13 protein-coding genes are annotated in these 18,425 nt (G+C 66.0%); 5 read left to right on the top strand and 8 right to left on the bottom strand.

Features of this window, described 5'->3' with window-relative positions:
- Positions 1-288: 288 nt before the first annotated feature.
- The 8 genes from AC56LN_RS22375 to AC56LN_RS22340 form a co-directional block, all read right to left on the bottom strand.
- Positions 289-1,290: a succinylglutamate desuccinylase gene (locus AC56LN_RS22375; RefSeq protein WP_499574775.1), complete on the bottom strand. Its 1,002-nt coding sequence runs from the start codon at positions 1,288-1,290 to the stop codon at positions 289-291.
- 1 nt (position 1,291) lies between these two features.
- The gene (locus tag AC56LN_RS22370) at positions 1,292-5,998 is read right to left on the bottom strand and encodes an NAD-glutamate dehydrogenase domain-containing protein (RefSeq protein ID WP_499574774.1); all 4,707 of its coding nucleotides are present in this window, start codon (positions 5,996-5,998) and stop codon (positions 1,292-1,294) included.
- A 98-nt stretch (positions 5,999-6,096) separates the two neighbouring features.
- Positions 6,097-7,437 (bottom strand): N-succinylarginine dihydrolase, encoded by a 1,341-nt coding sequence (gene astB, locus AC56LN_RS22365; protein ID WP_499574773.1) that lies wholly within the window; start codon positions 7,435-7,437, stop codon positions 6,097-6,099.
- A 2-nt stretch (positions 7,438-7,439) separates the two neighbouring features.
- Positions 7,440-8,924 (bottom strand): succinylglutamate-semialdehyde dehydrogenase, encoded by a 1,485-nt coding sequence (astD, locus tag AC56LN_RS22360; RefSeq protein WP_499574772.1) that lies wholly within the window; start codon positions 8,922-8,924, stop codon positions 7,440-7,442.
- Positions 8,917-9,996: an arginine N-succinyltransferase gene (gene astA / locus AC56LN_RS22355; protein WP_482896506.1), complete on the bottom strand. Its 1,080-nt coding sequence runs from the start codon at positions 9,994-9,996 to the stop codon at positions 8,917-8,919. Before astA ends, astD begins: the two co-directional genes overlap by 8 nt.
- Complete coding sequence (locus tag AC56LN_RS22350) at positions 9,987-11,039, bottom strand: arginine N-succinyltransferase (protein ID WP_499574771.1); 1,053 nt, start codon at positions 11,037-11,039, stop codon at positions 9,987-9,989. The genes astA and AC56LN_RS22350 overlap by 10 nt, the downstream gene beginning before the upstream one ends.
- Before the next feature lie 68 nt (positions 11,040-11,107).
- Entirely contained in the window at positions 11,108-12,409 is a 1,302-nt protein-coding gene (locus AC56LN_RS22345; protein WP_499574770.1) for an acetylornithine/succinyldiaminopimelate transaminase, read from the bottom strand.
- A 309-nt stretch (positions 12,410-12,718) separates the two neighbouring features.
- Positions 12,719-13,657 carry a GlxA family transcriptional regulator gene (locus AC56LN_RS22340; protein ID WP_332533497.1) on the bottom strand — a complete coding sequence of 313 codons (939 nt, stop codon included), beginning with the start codon at positions 13,655-13,657 and terminating at the stop codon, positions 12,719-12,721.
- A 237-nt stretch (positions 13,658-13,894) separates the two neighbouring features.
- Between AC56LN_RS22340 and AC56LN_RS22335 the strand changes: the two genes are divergently transcribed.
- The 5 genes from AC56LN_RS22335 to AC56LN_RS22315 all read left to right on the top strand — a co-directional run bounded on the left by AC56LN_RS22335 (position 13,895) and on the right by AC56LN_RS22315 (position 18,413).
- Entirely contained in the window at positions 13,895-14,323 is a 429-nt protein-coding gene (locus tag AC56LN_RS22335) for a MarR family winged helix-turn-helix transcriptional regulator (RefSeq protein WP_499574769.1), read from the top strand.
- Positions 14,320-14,601, top strand: a complete 282-nt coding sequence (locus AC56LN_RS22330; RefSeq protein ID WP_183555992.1) for a hypothetical protein — start codon at positions 14,320-14,322, stop codon at positions 14,599-14,601. The genes AC56LN_RS22335 and AC56LN_RS22330 overlap by 4 nt, the downstream gene beginning before the upstream one ends.
- Positions 14,602-14,693: 92 nt before the next feature.
- Entirely contained in the window at positions 14,694-15,527 is an 834-nt protein-coding gene (locus tag AC56LN_RS22325) for an HDOD domain-containing protein (protein ID WP_499574768.1), read from the top strand.
- Positions 15,528-15,790: 263 nt separating this feature from the next.
- Positions 15,791-16,588 (top strand): 3-oxoacyl-ACP reductase FabG, encoded by a 798-nt coding sequence (gene fabG, locus AC56LN_RS22320; protein ID WP_499574767.1) that lies wholly within the window; start codon positions 15,791-15,793, stop codon positions 16,586-16,588.
- Positions 16,581-18,413, top strand: a complete 1,833-nt coding sequence (locus AC56LN_RS22315; RefSeq protein ID WP_499574766.1) for a glycoside hydrolase family 15 protein — start codon at positions 16,581-16,583, stop codon at positions 18,411-18,413. The genes fabG and AC56LN_RS22315 overlap by 8 nt, the downstream gene beginning before the upstream one ends.
- Positions 18,414-18,425: the final 12 nt, after the last annotated feature.

The raw sequence follows: 18,425 nt of genomic DNA, 5'->3' as shown, positions 1-18,425 counted from the left end.
GACCCACGTGCTCAATGGCACTCAGTCTGAACAGCGTCACCCCGACCGGCCACATCACCACGATTATCTACTGGTGAGCTGGCATGTTCAATATACGAGGTCTGACATTCGGACACGGTCTCGACAATCGGAGCTGGGAACCAGCCGGTACCGAACCATGCGAATACCGGCAAGACACCATTGGAAGTGGTCAAGGCTGAGGTCGTGTCCGAATGTCAGACCTGACCCCGGCTGTGTCATGACAATTTTGTCGCCGGCAAAAAAAAGCGGGCCGTGGCCCGCTTGGTGTTACCGGATGCGCACTACCATGATGCCGGCGCGTAGTCCCACCCGGACATCCGGGTTCGGGAACACGACCAGTTCTTCGTCGTGCTGCACCGTGTAGGTCGTTGCACCATCCTGCGCGATGACGTCGTCTCGTTGCATCGGCGTGAAATTCCAGGTCTCGCGCCCCACCTGCATGGTAAATGCGTCGGACAGCTTGATGATCGACTGCGCCGTTGCGAACACGCGCGGCGCCACCGTCGCTGACTGCGCCGGCTGCCCGCGCAGCAGGCGATCCAGCGCGCTTGAGGCGGCGGCAAACTGCGACAGGTCATTCTGCCCCAGCGTGCCAACCCGACCCAGTTCGACCGTGCTGCTGGCCGCGCCGAGATGTTCGGCCGTGAAGTAACTGTAGGTGCCGGCCGATTCGGGATTCATGATGATCGCTTCGATCCCTGCCTCGCCCAGCCACCCCATCAAACCCTCGCGCGCCGCATCCGCAATCAGTTCCGGCACGATCGCGAACATTGGATAGTGCGACGGCCTGATTGCCGTGTGCAGGTCGAGGTGCCAGCGCGCCGGGCCGCTGCCCTCGAAAAACGCGCGGGTCGCCTCGATCAGCACATCGGCGCGCCCGGCCTCGAACGTCCCGGCGAGCGAGCCGCGTTCGGCGCGGAACATCCGGTTCAGGTCCGCGTCGATGAAACGCTTGCCGGCGCGGATGGCGTCGATATGCCCGACACACAGCATCAGGTCCACCGCCAGCGCGCTTGCAGAGCGCGACAGCGCGTCGACCAGATACGCCACCATCTCGATCGGCCCCGTCTCGTCGCCATGCACGCCAACCGACACCAGCACGCTGGGGCGATCGGCGTCCGGCGTTGCGGCGCGCACCGTCAGGATGCCTGACGCTGGCAATGCAACGACAAAGCCGGCATCACGAAAACGCTGCGCGACCGCGCCGAAGTCGGCTTCGGCCAGTGCGCGCACCGCTTCCGGCAAACCTGCTACGGATGCTGCACTCATCTTATGCAGCCAGACGTTCTGGCGAGAGGCCTTCCGACAGCGCCCACACGTCCAGCATCGCCTGCTCCAGCTCGGTCGGCGGGGCAAAGCCCGTCAAGCCGCGCGCGGCGGTCACTTCGTCCACCGCTGCCTGCATGTCGTTGCCGTTGTGGCCGGCATGCTCGATCACCTGCAGCAGCAGGCGCTGTTGCGCGCGGCGCAGCGATTGCAGCGCGTAGTTGCGCAGCTGTTCCTGCGACTTGCTTTGCGCCGGCAGCTTCAGGCCCAGTTCCAGCGTGTCGATGCCGACCTGCTGGCGCAGCAGCGTGCCGACCTGCAGGAACTGCAGCAGCGACATGCCCTCTGGCCGTGGCACCGAGACCGCCGCGAACAGGAACGAAGCTTGCGACTCGATGATCTCGACGGCCTTCCAGGCAGCCGCGAACTGCGGCGGCAGGCCCGTATGGCCATCGGCCTCGGAGCGGAACTTGGCAGCGGCGCTCTCGTCGGCTTCGGCGAACAGCGTCGAGAGTTCGTCCAGGCCTTGCGAGCCTGGCGGCAGCGACAGCACGCCTTCGATCGTGGCGCGTTGCAGCGCGCGGGTGCGGTTGTCGACCGAGACCGACACGTCACGCGGCACCACCAGGGCGTCGGCGTCGAGCGCATCGAACACCGGCGCCAGGTGCAGCGCAGCCCAGGCCTTGGCCCATGCCTTGACGACTTCGGTGTCGTCGATGCGGTGTTCCAGCGCCAGGTCGCGCAGCATCAGCGGGCCGCAGCGGTTGACGGCTTCGTTGGCCAGCACGGTAGCCAGGATCGCGTTGGCCAGCGGATGGTCCAGCGGATCGCGGGTGGCGACCAGCTGCGCCGGGAAGTAAGGCCGCAGCAGCGAATCGGCCCAGACTTCGTCGGTCAGCGGCAGCGCAGCCAGCGTGCGCTTGAAGCGGTTCTTGACGTTGGCGATGACCACGGCCAGCTCCGGCGCGGTCAGGCCCAGGCCCAGTGCCTTGCGGCGCAGCAGTTCGGCGTCGCTCGGGAGTTGCTCGAGTTCGCGCGAGACGGCGCCTTCGGCTTCGAGGTTGGCGATCAGGGCGATGTAGCCGTCGACCACCGCGCCCGTGGCTTGCGCCTGCACTTCGCGCGTCAGCAAATGGGTCTGCAGCGTGTTGTCGCGCAGGACCAGGCGCTCGATCTCGCCGGTCATTTCGTTCAGCGTGCGGTTACGGTCGGTTTCCGACAACTGGCCGGCATTGACTTCGGTGTCGAGCCAGATCTTGACGTTGACTTCATGGTCCGAGCAATCCACGCCGGCCGAGTTGTCGATCGCATCGGTGAAGATGCGGCCACCGGCGAGTGCGAACTCGATGCGGCCGGCCTGGGTTGCGCCCAGGTTACCGCCTTCGCTGACCACCTTGCAGCGCAGCTCATTGCCGTTGACGCGGATCTGGTCGTTGGCGCGGTCCTTCACTTGTGCGTGCGTCTCGGTCGAGGCCTTGATATAGGTGCCGATACCGCCGTTGTAGAACAGGTCGACCGGCGCCTTGACGATGCGGTGCATCAGTTCCTGCGGCGGCAGCGATGTCTCTTCGATCTGCAGCGCTTCGCGGATCTGCGGCGAGAGTTCGATCGAGCGGGCATTGCGCGGGTACACGCCGCCGCCGGCCGAGATCAGGCTCTTGTCATAGTCTTCCCACGACGAGCGTGGCAGCGCGAACATGCGCTCGCGTTCCTTGAACGACACTTCGACGTCCGGGGTCGGGTCCAGGAAGATGTGGCGGTGATCGAACGCCGCCACCAGTTTCAGCTGGCGCGACAGCAGCACGCCGTTGCCGAACACGTCGCCCGACATGTCGCCCACGCCGGTCATCGTGATCGGGTTGTTGGCCAGGTCGTGACCCAGTTCATAGAAGTGGCGCTTGACCGCTTCGAACGCGCCCTTGGCGGTGATGCCCATCTTCTTGTGGTCGTAGCCGTTCGAGCCGCCCGACGCGAACGCGTCGCCCAGCCAGAAGCCACGCTGCACGGCGATGCTGTTGGCGATGTCCGAGAACGTCGCGGTGCCCTTGTCGGCGGCCACCACCAGGTACGGATCGTCCTGGTCGTGACGCACGGTTGCTTCTGGCGGCACGATCTCGCCGCGCACGCGGTTGTCGGTCACTTCCAGCAGGCTGGCAATGAACAGGCGATACACGGCTTCGCCCTCGGCGGCGACCACGTCGCGCGCCGCATCCTTCGGCATCTGCTTGCAGACAAAGCCGCCTTTCGAGCCGGCCGGCACGATGACGGCGTTCTTGACCATCTGCGCCTTCACCAGGCCCAGTACCTCGGTGCGGTAGTCTTCCATGCGATCCGACCAGCGCAGGCCGCCGCGGGCGACCGGGCCGCCGCGCAGGTGCACGCCTTCGAAGCGGCGCGAGAACACGTAGATTTCGCGGAACGGCCGTGGCTCCGGCGCCAGCGCCAGGTCGCTCGTGTCGACCTTGAAGATGATTTTTTCGCCGCTGTTCTGGAAGTAGTTGGTACGCACGGTGGCCAGCGCCAGGTCGATCAGCGCTGCCATGATTTCTTCGGTGTCGGCGTGGTTCACGCCCGGCAGGCTGGTTTTCAGCAGGTACAGCGCGCTGCTGCCTTCATTGCGTTGTTCGTCGGTCAGGGCCGGATCGAAGCGCTGCATGAAGCCGTTGACGAATTCCTTGACCAGGCCAGGCTGGGCGCGCAGCGTTTCGGCCATGTAGCGCACCGAAAACTTCGAGCCGAGCTGGCGCCAGTAGCTGATGTACGCGCGCACCAGCTGCACTTCGCGCAGCGACAGGCCGCCTTCGATGGTCAGGCCGTTCATGCGGCCATCTTCGGCTTCGTCGTTGAACAGGGCCGAGAACAGTTCTTCGGCCACTTTGCCGATGCCAGGCTTGGTGAGTTTGGCGGCGCTTTCGGCGTCGACCGACAGCGCGGTCACGTAACGGCGCACGCCATCCAGGCCCGTGTGGCGGAAGGTCTGCTCGCGGTCGACCGCGATGCCGGCGTTCTGCAGCGCCGGCAGGATGCGCGACAGCGACGGCACGGTCTCGCTCGAGTACAGGCGGATCGACGTGCCGGCCGTGTCATCCTGCTCGATGCGGGCGGTCACGCGATCCGGACGGCAGCGCGTCAACAGCGCGTGCACGTCGCGGAATGCCGTTTCAGGCGCAGTGGCGGAGACAAAACTCACCGGCAGCGTCGGCACCACCTTGCGCATCAGGCTGCGCAGGCGGCTTTCATCGACGCTGTTGGTCAGCTGGGCAAAGCGGTCATGCCAGCCATCGAGCACGCCCAGCAGCGGCGCCTGCAGATCGGTTTCCAGGTCGAGCGGATAGCGGGCCGCATGCGCGATCAGGTACACGCGTGCCAGCGGTCCATCGGCCACCAGGGTCTGGACGTCGACTTCACGCGCGCCCGAGCTTTCCTTCAGGGCGGCTGCCAGGCTCGCGGCCACGGCCGCGCTGAAACGCTCGCGCGGCAGGTACACCAGCACGTTCAGGTGACGGCGATACACGTCGCGGCGTGCGAACACCTTGGCGCGCGGCTGCTTGTACAGCGACACCACGGCGCTGCAGACTTCGGCCAGCCATTCCGGCTCGGCTTCCAGCGCTTCGTTGCGCGGCAGTGATTCGAGGATCTCGATGAATTTCTCGGCGCGGAAACCTTCCTGGCGCACGCCGGCGATGCCGAGCACCTTGGCCACGCGGCCACGGGCAAACGGCAGGCGCGCCAGCGGGGTCGAGGTGGCGGCGCGGGTGAACAGGCCAATGAAGCAATGCTCGCCCAGGATGCGGCCCTGCGCGTCGGTGTCGCGCACGCCGATGAAGTCCAGCGGCTGGTCGCGGTGCAGCGTGCCGCCCACGTCGGCCTTGACGATCGACAGCGTGTCAGCGCGGCGCGACAGCGTATCGAGGTCGCCCGGGATGCTGGCCAGGCAATCGCCATACACCGGATGCGCGGTGTCTTTCAGCACGCCGATGCGGCTGCCCAGATCGCGTTCGAGTTCGCGCTCGCCCGCCTTGACGACGTAGTAGGCGTAGCCGAACGGCTCGAAGCCTTCGTTCTTGGCCCATTCGAGGAAGGCAGCGGCTTCCTGGCCGTCCGGCGTGCCGGCGGCGGCAGCGGCTGCGGCCACGGCGGTCATGCGGTCGCCCATGGCGACGGCGTCGCGCTGCACGGTAGCGGCGTCGCTGGCGACCATGCGGATGCGCGCGGTCAGCTTGTCGAGTTCTTCGACCTGCAGTTCGTCGTTCAGCAGGCACAGTACGATGGATTCGAGCGGGCTGCCCGCTTCGCCAATGGCGGCCAATGCGCCGCTGGCGTCACGGCGTACCGGCAGCACGGCGTTCATGACGCCGGCGGCGACGATGCGCTCCTTGCGCAGCGCCATGACGAACGAGTCGACCAGGTACGGGCGGTCATCGTTGAGAATCAAGAGTGCGGTGGCCTTGCCGCCGCGGCCGTCCGAGTAACCCATCGTGGCGATCTGCGCGCCAGGGCCGGTGCGCTGGGCCAGTTGCGAGAAACCGTCGACCAGCACGGGCGCCAGGCTTTGCGGCGCGGTGCCGGCCAGGTCTTCGTCGTCGAGCGACTCGAGCCAGGCGGCGATCAGGGCATGGACCTGCGCGCTGCCGGCCGATTGACTGGCCGAACCGTTCTCGTTGATCAGCGCCAGCGTCTGGCCGCGCAAATCGTTGGGCATATCTTTCATCTTGCTTCTCCAAAGTTGTGTGCCTGGCGCGCCGCAGCTCGTGGCATGGCGCTTCCCTGCTTTATATGGACAGGGATTACCCGCCCGAATCTTACCTGTTACAAGTCGTACAGCCCCGGCAAGCCGAGGATGCGTGTGAGTTCTTCCAGCGCAGCGGCGCATTCGAGCGCCAGCTGCGGGTCCATCAGATCCTGCGTTTCGATGCGGTCGCGGTAGTGGCGTTCGACCCACGCGACCAGTTGCGCATACAGCGCCTCGGTCATGATCACGCCCTGGTGCATCGCGGCCGCCTCGGCATCGGTCAGCGCCACGCGCAGGCGCAGGCACGCCGGCCCGCCGCCGTTGCGCATGCTCTGGCGCAGGTCGAATTCGATCAATTCATCGATCGGCCCGCGTCCAGCCAGCAAGCCTGCCAGATAATCGGCAACTGCGGCGTTCTCGCGGCATTCGTGCGGCACCACCAGCGCCATGCGGCCATCGGCCTTGGACAGCAGCTGGCTGTTGAACAGGTAGCTGGCGACGGCGTCGCCCACCGCGACCTGGCTGCTCGCCACGCGCACCGGATGCAGCTCGGTGCCGGCAACGGCCAGCGCGCGCCGCAGCGCGTCGAGCGTGCCTGCTTCGTCGGCGAAGGCCTGCTCGTGATAGAACAGCACATTGCCATTGCCGACTGCGATGACGTCGTTGTGGAACACGCCCTGGTCGATCACGTCCGGGTTCTGCGATGCAAACACGGTGCGTGCCGGGTCCAGGCCGTGCAGGCGCGCGATGGCCTGCGAGGCTTCCAGCGTCTGGCGCGCCGGGTATTTTTTGGGCGCCGGGGCCGACGGATCGAACTCGACGCGGCCATACACGAAGAACTCGACGCCGGCGGCGCCGTGGCTGGCGGCAAAGCGCGTGTGGTTGGCCGCGCCTTCGTCGGCAAAGGCCGGCACCGATGGCAGCGGCTCATGCACCATGAAGTGTTCACTGTTGCCGAAGATCGCGCGCAGCGTGCGCGTGGCCTGCACGTGTTCTTCGGAGCGGTGCAGCTTGTTGTTCAGGTTCGCGGCCGTGAAGTGCACGCGGCCATCGAGCGAATCGGCCGACGGGCTGACAGTGGCCGCGTTGGCGGTCCACATCGGCGCAGCTGACCAGGCGCAGGCCAGGATCACGGGCGCTTCACGGTAGGCGCGGGCCAGCACGTCGGCGTCGGTGCCCGAAAAACCCAGGCTGCGCAGCAGGCGGAAGTTCGGGCGGCCCTGCGGCGGCATCACTGCCTGCGCAAAGCCGCGCGCAGCCAGCTCGCGCATCTTGGCCAGGCCCTGCAAGGCGGCCTGGCGCGGATTGGAGCTGCTGCGCACATTGCTGAACGAGGCCACGTTACCGAACGACAGGCCGGCGTAGTTGTGCGACGGGCCAACCAGCCCGTCGAAATTGTATTCGCGTGCGTCGCGCATGCTCAAGCTCCTTCGGCCGGGAAGCTCAAGCCGGGCGACAGCTTGGCCGGCATGTCCAGCACGGGGTTCTCGATCGAGGCGACCGGATAGGCGCAATAATCGGCGGCGTAATACGCGCTCGGACGGTGATTGCCCGACTTGCCCACGCCGCCGAACGGCGCCGAGCTGGCCGCGCCGGTGGTCGGGCGGTTCCAGTTGACGATGCCGGCGCGGGCGCGCACGGCAAAGCGCTGCCACAGGTCTTCGGATGGCGACAGCAGGCTTGCGGCCAGGCCGTATTGGGTAGCGTTGGCCACGCGCAGCGCGCCGTCGAAACTCGCCACGCGGATCACCTGCAGCAAGGGGCCGAACCATTCTTCGTCCGGGATACCCTGCGCATCGGTCGTGTCGACGATGCCGGCGGTGACGAAGCCGGTGTTCGGATCGAGCTGGCGCATCGCCAGCAGCAGCTTGCCACCCTTGGCAACCATGTCTTCCTGCGCCTGCACCAGGCGCGCAGCAACAGCGCTGGAGACAACGGGCCCCATGAACGGCTGCGGTTCGGCGTTCGACGGGCCGACCTGCAACTGCGCGGCCACGGCCACCAGGCGCGCGAGGAACGCGTCGCCGGCGGCGCCGTTTTCGATCACGAGGCGGCGCGCGCAGGTGCAGCGCTGGCCGGCCGAGATGAAGGCCGACATCACCGTGTGGTGCACGGCCGCGTCGATGTCTTGCACGTCCCAGACGACGAGCGGATTGTTGCCGCCCATTTCCAATGCCAGCATCTTGCCCGGCTGGCCACCAAACTGCTTGTGCAGCGCGGCGCCGGTCTGGCTGCTGCCGGTAAACAGCACGCCGTCGATCAGCGCTTGCTGGCCCAGTGCGATGCCGGTGTCGCGGCCGCCGTTGACCAGGTTCAGCACGCCCTTGGGCAAACCGGCCTGCTCCCACAGCTGCACCGTCTTGACCGCCGTGCGCGGTGCGTATTCGCTGGGCTTGAACAGCAGCGTGTTCCCGGCGATCAGCGCCGGCACGATGTGGCCGTTCGGCAGGTGGCCAGGGAAGTTGTACGGTCCATAGACGGCGAACACGCCGTGCGGACGGTGACGCAGCACGGCGTTGCCGTCGGCGACCTTGGTTGCGCTCTCGCCGGTACGCGCGGCATGCGCCTGCACCGAGATGTCGATCTTGTTGGCCATCGTCGCGACTTCAGTGCGCGCTTCCCACAACGGTTTGCCCACTTCTTCGGCGATCGTCGCGGCGAGCGACTCGGCGTTATCCTTCAGCAGATCGCGAAAACGGGTGGCGATGGCGATGCGTTCGGCCAGCGGCGTCAGGGCCCAGGCTTCGAAGCTGTCGTGCGCGGCCTGCGCGGCGCGCGCGATGTCATCCGGGGTCGAGCTATTGCTGGTCCAGGTCTGGCGGCCGGTCGATGGGTCGATCGTCGCGAGTTCGGCGCCGCTGCCGGCGAGCCATTCGCCGTTGATGTAATTCGAGAGATTAGCCATGGGTGTTTTTCCTGGTATTGAGTGTCAGGGTACGCACATTGTCGCCGGCGGCGATGCGCAGCAGCGCCAGCTCGTCGGGACTCAGGACCACGCTGCCCGCGCCAGGCACGGCGCGCGTGAGGATCATCCGGAAGTCGTCCAGGCGCGTGTTCGACACCAGCATGTGTTCGGTGTCGTGGGCGACGTCTTTTGGCGCGCCGTCCGCCACCTCGCCGGCATCGATGGCCGGCAAGCCTTGCGCCGCCACGGCCAGCACGCTGTCGCGCACCGCGCGCAGTTCGGACACGCGGCCCTGCAGCACGGGACCGGCATCAAAAATGTCGACATAGCCTTCGTAGTACATGCCCTCCTGCTCGAGCAAGCGGCGCGCCGGCTGGGTCGAGGTGTGCACCTTGCCGATGACGTCAATCGCCGATTGCGGCAGGTAGTCGACATACAGCGGCTGGCGCGGCATCAGTTCGGCGATGAAGGATTTCTTGCCGATCGCGGTCAACCCATCGACATGGTTGAAATCCATCTTGAAGAAGTGCCGGCCCAGGCCTTCGTAGAACGGCGAATCGCCACCCTCGTCCTGGTAGCCGCGCATCTCGGCGATGATCTTTTCGGTGAACAGCTGCTGGAACTGGGCGATGAACAGGAAGCGGCTCTTGGAGAGCCACTTGCCGTTGAAGCCCACGCGGTATTCGGGCAGCAGGAACAGCGAGCACAGTTCGGTCGAGCCGGTGAGATCGTTCGACAGGTACAGCGTCTCCATGCGCGTGAAGACATTCAGTTCGCGGCTGCAGTGCACCAGCGTACCGATGCGGTAGTTGTAGAACGGTTCGGTCAAGCCCACCGCGCCCTTGATCGCGCAGACGCCGGCGATGCTGCCGTCCTGCGGCTCTTCGAGAACGAACATGTAGTCGCGCTGCTCGGGGCGGATGGTTTCGGCAAACGAGGCCTCGGACGTGGCCAGGCGCTGGCCGAGCATCTCGGGATCGGGCTTCAGCGTGGTCATGCCACTGCCGGCCTGGTGCGCCATATTGATCAGGGCGTCCAGGTCGGACGTTTTGGCGGCGCGGATCACGAGCATGACGGTTCTCCTTCGATGCGCAGGCACACGACCTCATCGCCCGCTGCGACGCCAAGCGCCTGCTGGACGTCGCGCGGCAGCGCGATCGTCGAGCCGTGTTCGAGCGGCGAAGAGTGCAGCGTCACGGCCCGGAAGCCGTTGTCGACGCTGGCGACCGCATAGGCCACCGGCGTGCCCTGGCTGCCCGGTTCCTGGCCGGCAGCGGCCACGCGCAGGCGCTGCGACGCGCCGAACGAACGCAGCGCGTTCTTGTGCGCCTGCAGGATCGGGCCGCCGTCGAAGATGTCGATGTACTCGTCGGCTTCAAAGCCTTCCTGCGCCAGCAGGTCGAACGCCATCTGGCCACCCGGATGGATCTGGCCCAGCGCCGCCTGGGCGTCGCCCGGCAGCAGCGGCACGTAGACGGGATAGTGCGGCATCAGTTCGACGATCAGCGTGCGGTTGCGGGCGCCTTCGATCAGGCGCTCGGCTTCGAGGAAGTCCATCTTGAAGAACTTGCGGCCCAGCGCATTCCAGAACGGCGACTGGCCATCGGCATCGACGCGCCCGGCCAGCGGCACGAAGAAGCGGTCGCCAAAACGGTGCGGTGCGAGCATCGCGTACAGCAGGCGCGCGCGCGACAGCAGCGCCGCTTCGACGCCGGCGCTCTCGCGGTTGCGCACAAAAAAACCCGACAGGTGCGAGTAGGCAGTCAGCTCGGAGCACAACGTGAGTGCGTGCACGTTGTGGCTGATGTTCAGGTCACGCGAGACCTGCTGGATGACATCGTTGCGAAACGCGAAATAGGTGCCGTTCGAGCCGGCCGATGCGTGGATGGCGGCGGTGCCGACGACCTCGCGCGAGCGCAGGTCTTCGAGCACGAACAGATACGATTCTTCGCTTGGAATATCGACTTGCGCGGCGAACGAGGCGAGCGAGCGCTCGACGGCGGCATTGATGCCTTCGCGCGTGCGCGGGAGCGTATGCACCCCCGGCATCGAAATAGCGGCCATCGCTTCGAGCGCGCCGATATCCGCGCGATCTACCGGACGGACAACATACATGTGGTCTCCCTGTGGGTCAGTGCGTGCAGCCGGCCGCCTCGGTCAAGGCGGCCGGCGGTTCCGATGCGTCAGGCGGCGTCGGGTGCCGGCACGGGTGCCTCTTTGCGTGGGGCCGCAGGTTCGTCGATGGCGTCGGCTAAAAATTCGGCCACGGCGGCGCGCATGATGCGGTTCGCTTCGGCGATCTGCGCGTCCGAGACGATCAGCGCCGGCGCCAGGCGCACGACGTCCGGACCGGCGATCAGGAGCATCAGGCCCATCTTCTCGGCGATCTTGGTGAAGTCCTTCGAGCGGCCTTTCGACGTTTCCGCCATCGGCAGGCCCAGGAGCAGACCCATGCCGCGTGGCTGGCCGAACACTTGCGGGAAGTCCGACGCCAGTTGCAGCAGGTTCGTCATGATCGCCAGGTTCGCTTCTTTCACGCGCGCCAGGAAGGCTGGCTGGTTGATGATCTCCAGGACCTTCAGTGCGACGGTGGTGGCCAGCGGATTGCCGCCGTAGGTCGTGCCGTGGCTGCCCACGCCCAGGTGCTTGGCGATCTCGGTGGTGGTGAGCATCGCGCCGATCGGGTAGCCGTTGCCCAGCGCCTTGGCCGACGTCAGGACGTCCGGCTTGACGTTCATCTGCTCGTAAGCGAACAGCGTGCCGGTGCGGCCCATGCCCGACTGGACTTCGTCGAAGATCAGCAGCGCGCCGGTCTGGTCGCACAGCTCGCGCAGCACTTTCAGGTAGTCAGGATTGCCAGGAATGACGCCGCCCTCGCCCTGGATCGGCTCGACGATCACGGCCGCGACATCATCGGTAATCGCGGCGCGCGCGGCCTCGATGTCGTTGTACGGGATGTGGCTCAGTTCCGGTGGCAGTGGCTCGAAGCCTTCGGTGTATTTCGACTGGCCGCCGACCGACACGGTAAACAAGGTGCGGCCGTGGAACGAGGCCAGGCACGAGACGATGCGCGACTTGTGCGGACCGAACTTGGTATGCGCGTATTTACGGGCCAGCTTGAGCGCCGCTTCGTTGGCTTCGGCGCCCGAGTTGCAGAAGAACGCGCGCTCGGCGAAGGTCGCTTCGGTCAGGGCGCTGGCCAGGCGCAGCACCGGCTCGTTGGTGTAGCCGTTGCCGAGGTGCCAGAGGGTGTTGAGCTGTTTGGTCAGCGCTTCGTTCACTTCCGGATGGGCGTGGCCCAGCGAGGTGACGGCGATACCCGAGGTGAAGTCCAGATACTGCTTGCCTTCCTGGTCCCACAGGTCCAGGCCCGATGCGCGCACCGGCACCATGGCGGCCGGGGCGTAGGTCGGGACCAGGACGTCGTCGAAGGTCTGCCGGGTGACAGGCCGCGTGGCGATACCCGAATCAAGCTGAGCGTTCATGGCGTTTTCCTCATCCAATCAATGTAAATGGCGCGGGATGCTTCTCCCGCATGATCAATTCATTATAGAAACGCTGGCCGACAACTTCTTTTAGAAGTGCGACAGGCATTTTCATTTTTGGACGAGGTAGTTATTGGCATGGAGATAACGGCGCCACTGGCTGGCTTCTATAGCACGTCGTTCTAGCGGAGGCTGGAACCCAAGCTCGTCGCGTACCTGTAGCGTTAAACTTTGCCGATATGCACGCACACTTGGGTTCCAGCCGCCGCTGGAACGACGTGCGAGGGCACGTAGCCAAGAAGTAGGTAATCACTGCGCCAGCTTCCTCTGCCGCTCTTCGCGTGGCGTATTGCCGAACAAGGCCCCAAAGGCCGTCGAAAAGTGCGAGCCCGACGAAAATCCGCACATCAGCCCCACCTGCACGATCGAGTGGTTGGTATCGAGCAGCAGCTGGCGCGAGCGGCGCAGGCGCAGTTCGAGGTAGTAGCGCGACGGCAGGCTGCCCAGGTATTGCTTGAACAGGCGCTCGAGCTGGCGCCGCGAAATGCCGGACAGCTGCGCAATTTCGTCGGTGGACAGCGGCTCTTCGATATTGGCTTCCATCAGCGCCACCGCCTCGGACAGTTTCGGTTGCAGCGCGCCGAAACGGGCCTGCAGCGCCACGCGCTGGCGCTCGTCCGGGCCGCGCACGCGGTCGATGCACAGCGTTTCCTTCACTTGCGCCTGGACGGTCGCGCCGAACAGCAGGTCGACCAGCGTCAGCGCGAAGTCGATGCTGGCCGCGCCGCCGCAACAGGTCAGGCGGTTGGCGTCGAATTCGTACAGATTGGGGGTGAGCAGGGCCTGCTCGGCCTGGGCATTGACGTCCGGGTACAGCGCCCAAGGCAAGGCGGTGCGCACGCCATGCAGGACGCCGGCATCGGCCAGCCACAGCACGCCGGCGCCGACGCCGCCCCAGAACGGCGCGGCGCGGCAGCGCTCGACCAGCGCGCGCAGATTGGCCGGACGCAGCGCCGCTTCGGCCTCGTCGGCCACCAGCAGCACCAGGTGCCAGTGGCGCTGGGCGTCGCCCATGAATTTGTCGGGACTGCGCACGTCGACGTGCAGGCGCTCGGGCCCCAGCACCTTGGCAGCGAGGCGCAACGGCTGGTACAGCCCGGACCAGGTCAGCGCGTCCGGCTCGCCGGCATTGACCAGGAGCACGCGCAGCAGCCGCTCCTGCGTGAGCAGGGACAGGTCAGGCTGCATCGCGGCGGATGGTCAGGGTCACGAAAAGGAAACGGCCACAGGCCTGTGCAAACGACATGGGCGTACATCATACCGGAGAACATTCGCACAACGGGCCTGTGGCCGCCTGCCCCGCCATATTGCGTGCCGATGAACGCGCAGTGTTACGGGCAGTGCAGCGGGCAAGGCAGCGGGCGGCTATAATCCCGGCCCATGGGGGAACGATATCTAAAAAGCGTCCGACTGCTGGCCGAGTGCATGCAGAGCTTCGAGCGCGTCTCGGGCGACGCCGTGCGTCAGAACGGCTTGACGCATGCGCAGTTCGATATCATCGCCACGCTCGGCAACACGAGCGGCATGAGCTACAAGGAACTGGGCGAGCGCACCCTGATCACCAAGGGCACGCTCACCGGCGTCATCGAACGCCTGGAGCACAAGGGCCTGGTACTGCGCGAGCGCAGCTGCGACGACAAGCGCTCGTTCTTCGTGCGCCTCACACCGGCCGGGGAACAGGTATTCTGTGATGTGTTCCCGATCGTGATCGCACGTGGCAAGGAATTGTTCCACGCTTACACCGACACCGACTTCGCCACGCTCGAAACCGCCCTGACGCTGCTGCGCACCCGCATCGCCAGCCACGGCAACGGTCCCCTGCCATCACCACCCCACCTGAAGGAAACGCCTTGAAAACCGCCCTCATCGACGACAAGAAGCCTGCCCATTTCGACAAGCACATCATCGGCAACATCCTGCTCGACGTCGCCCCCCTGGATGAAGTCCAGCAAGAACCGATGCTGATCGGCGTGCGCAACGAAGCGGGCGAGATCTACCGCCTGATCGGCGCAACCAAGCTCAACAGCTACATGAATGCGGTCGAAGAACTGTTCGACCTGGGCCTGGCCGACGAGCTGGAAAACACCGAAGAGCCAAAAGAAGGCTGCGACGCCATCTTCAGCGAAGCGTAATCCGGTCGCAGGGATGCCACAGGCCATCGCCCGTGGTTCTCTAGAGCAATATATTTGGTCGCGTTCCGATGGGTTGGGGGTATAATTTTTTCATGGACCAACTCTCCTCCCTCGACAGCATCGCTGCTGAAGCCAGCCGGGGCGAACTCACGTTCCCCACCAGCGTTCACGCATCGCTCAAGTTGCAACGGGCGTTGAGCGAACCCGACTGCCATATCGACGCCGCCGCCCGCCTCGTGCAGGCCGAGCCGCTGCTGGCCGCGCGCACGGTGGCGATCGCCAACTCGGTCGCCTATAACCGCTCCGGCAACGACGTCACGAGCGTGCCCGCCGCCGTGCAGCGGGTGGGCTTTCGCACGCTGGGCGCGCTGGCCGCATCCGTCATCGTGCGCCAGCTGGCCAGCGAAATCCGCGATCCGGGCCTGCGCAAGAAGGCCGACCAGCTCTGGACGCACTCGGCCCACGTGGCCGCACTGGCCCAGGTGATCGCGCGCCGCGTCTCATTCGTCGACCCTGAAACCGCGCTGTTTGCCGGCATCGTCCATGAAGTCGGTGGGTTTTACCTGCTGTCGCGCGCCGAATCGATGCCGGGGCTGCTGGACGACAATCTCGATGCCTGGCTCGACCATGGCGAAGCGGCCATCGGCCGCGGCGTGCTGCACAAGCTTGCCGTGCCGGCGCCGGTGATGGACGCCATCGAGGCGTTGTGGGATGGCATGCGCGCACTGCCGCCGGAAACCCTCGGCGACACGCTGCTGCTGGCCAACGACCTGGCGCCATTCCCGTCGCCGCTGTTCGCGCCGTTGGGCGCCACGACCTATGCGGGCGCGGCGACCATCGATTTCGTGTTCGGCCACGGCACGCTCAAGGGCGTGATGGAAGAGTCGGGCGACGAGGTCAAGAGCCTCACCTCGGCGCTGCTGTAGGCAAAAAAATGCCCGCTCGGTGAAGAGCGGGCCGAAGTCCAAAACTAGGGATGTCCTGAAAGAGACAGCCTGATCTTATGTCTGGCGGGGTGCGCACTCGGTGCGCTGACTCACACTACACGCAGTTCAAGCGCCTTGTTCGATCCTTCTTTTTCCGCACGACATTGCCACGGCATGCGTGCCGGGCCCATCCCTGCTTTCTGCTAAGGTCGTTCCCATAGTTGGCGCACGCAACAGTGCGCCCTGACCTTCTGGAGAATCCCATGAAAATCAGCCTGCAGGACCAGGTGGTGCTCGTCACCGGCGGCGATTCCGGCATCGGCCGCGGCATCAGCCTCGCGTTTGCCGACGCCGGCGCGCATGTCGTCGTCAATTACAACAGCAGCCGCGACAAGGCCGAAGAGGTCGTCGCCCAGATTACTGGCGCCGGAGGCCGCGCTGTCGCGGTCCAGGCCAATGTCGGGCACGAAGACGATGTCGCGCGCCTGTTCGACGACACCATTAAAACCTTTGGCGGCATCGATATTCTGGTATCCAATTCGGGTATCCAGAAAGATGCGCCAATCGCCGAGATGACGCTCAAGGACTGGCAAGCCGTCATCGACGTCAACCTCACCGGCCAGTTCCTGTGCACGCGCGCGGCGATCCGGCGCTTTCGCGAGCAGGGCAACCGCGGCCGCATGCGCGCCAACGGCGCCATCCTGTGCATGAGTTCCGTGCACGAGATCATTCCCTGGGCCGGCCACGTCAACTACGCCGCGTCAAAAGGCGGCATCGGCATGCTGATGCGCTCCCTGGCACAGGAAGTGGCGCCCGACCGCATCCGCGTCAACGCCATCGCACCGGGCGCCATCCGCACGCCGATCAATGCCGAGGCCACCGAAGGCGCGGCAGCCGACAAGCTGCTCAAGCTGATCCCGTATGGCCGCATCGGCGACGTGGAGGACGTGGCGGCGCTGGCGCTGTTCATGGCATCCGACCTGGCCGACTACATGACCGGCACCACGGTGTACGTCGACGGCGGCATGACGCTGTATCCGGGCTTCGAAGACAATGGTTGAACGTTCAGGCAACCCAGCTGGCACGCCACCGCCCCGGCCCATCGCCAGCCACGGCGCCATCGGCAACCTGGCCACGATGGCGCTGGTCGCCACCGACGGCACGGTCGACTTTCTGTGCTGGCCCGACTTCGACAGCCCCAGCGTGTTCGCCGCCCTGCTCGACCCGGAACGGGGCGGTCACTTCACGCTCGCCCCGCAGATCGGGGATGCGCGCGTCGTGCAGACCTACCTGCCCGACACCAACGTCCTGCTCACGCAGTGGCTGAGTGACGACGCCAGCGTCCAGATCACCGACCTGATGGCCGGGCCCGAGGAAATCGGCCACGGCGCCGCATGCCTGCTGCGGCGCGTGCAGGTCACGAAGGGCGAAGTAAGGATGCGGCTCGATTGCCAGCCGCGCTTCGACTATGCGCGCCTGCAGCCCGAGGTCGGCATCACCGCGGGCCAGGTGGTGTTTGCCGCGCCCGGTGCGCCGTCGCTGCGCCTGTGCGCGGCGGTCGAGTTTACCGCCGTCGAAGGCGGCGCCGGCGCCAGCTTCGTGATGAAGGCAGGCGAATCGGTCGATATCGTTCTGGACGAAGAAGGCGACCCGGCCCTTGACCAGGCGGCGCGCGACGCGCTGGTTGTCGACGTGGTTGCGCACTGGCGCAACTGGGCCCGGCGCTCGACCTACAAGGGCCGCTGGCGCGAAGACGTCACACGCTCGGCGCTGGTGCTCAAGCTGATGACATCGCGCCGTCACGGCTCGATGGTCGCTGCCGCCACCTTCGGCCTGCCCGAGGTGCTGGGAGGCTCGCGCAACTGGGATTACCGCTCGACCTGGATCCGCGACGCCTCGTTCACCGTGTACGCGCTGATGCGCCTTGGCTACACCGAGGAAGCCAAGGCGTTCACGCGCTGGTCGGCCGAGCGCCCTGGCCACGGGCCGGATGGCGGCCAGCTGCGCATCATGTATGCGCTCGACGGCGGCGAGGTGCAGGCCGAAGTCGATCTGGATCACCTGGCCGGTTACGCCGGCTCGCAGCCGGTCCGGATCGGCAACGACGCGGCGACCCAGCTGCAGCTCGACATTTTCGGCGCCCTGCTCGACGCGGTCTACCTGAGCAACAAGTACGGCGAAGCGATCTCGCACGCCGGCTGGCTGGGGGTTTGCCACGTGGTGGGCTTCGTGTGCGACAACTGGCGCCGGCCCGACGCCGGTATCTGGGAAGGCCGCGAAGCACCGCGCGAGCACCTGCACTCGCAACTGATGTGCTGGGTGGCGGTCGACCGGGCGATCCGCCTGGCCAGCAAGCGCTCGCTGACCGCCCCGTTCGACCAGTGGATCGCGGCGCGCAACGACATCTCCAACTACATCTGGGCCACGTTCTGGAACAAGGAGCTGGGTCACTTCGTGCGCAGCAAGGGTTCCACCGACCTCGATGGCGCGATGCTGATGATGCCGCTGGTGCGCTTCATCGGCTCGACCGACCCGCAGTGGCTGGCCACGCTCGACGCCATCGGCGACCAGCTGGGCGACGATGCGCTGGTGCTGCGCTACGACCGCGACGATGGCCTCGAGGGCGAGGAAGGCGCGTTCGCGGCCTGTTCGTTCTGGTACGTGGAATGCCTGGCGCGCGCCGGGCGCCTGGAGCAGGCGCACAACAATATGGAAAAGTTGCTCGCCTACGGGAACCACGTGGGGCTGTACGCCGAGGAGTTCACCAGCCAGGCCGAACTGCTCGGCAACTTCCCGCAGGCGTTCACGCACCTGGCATTGATCAGCGCCGCAACGTATCTCGACAGCGCGCTCGATGGCAGGAACAACCATCCGTGGCAGTTGTAGAGCAAGCATTCC

Source organism: Telluria sp. ZT3P26 (assembly GCF_059686035.1).
The sequence above is the reverse complement of the archived record's forward strand: the minus strand, read 5'-3'. Positions and strand labels throughout refer to the sequence as shown.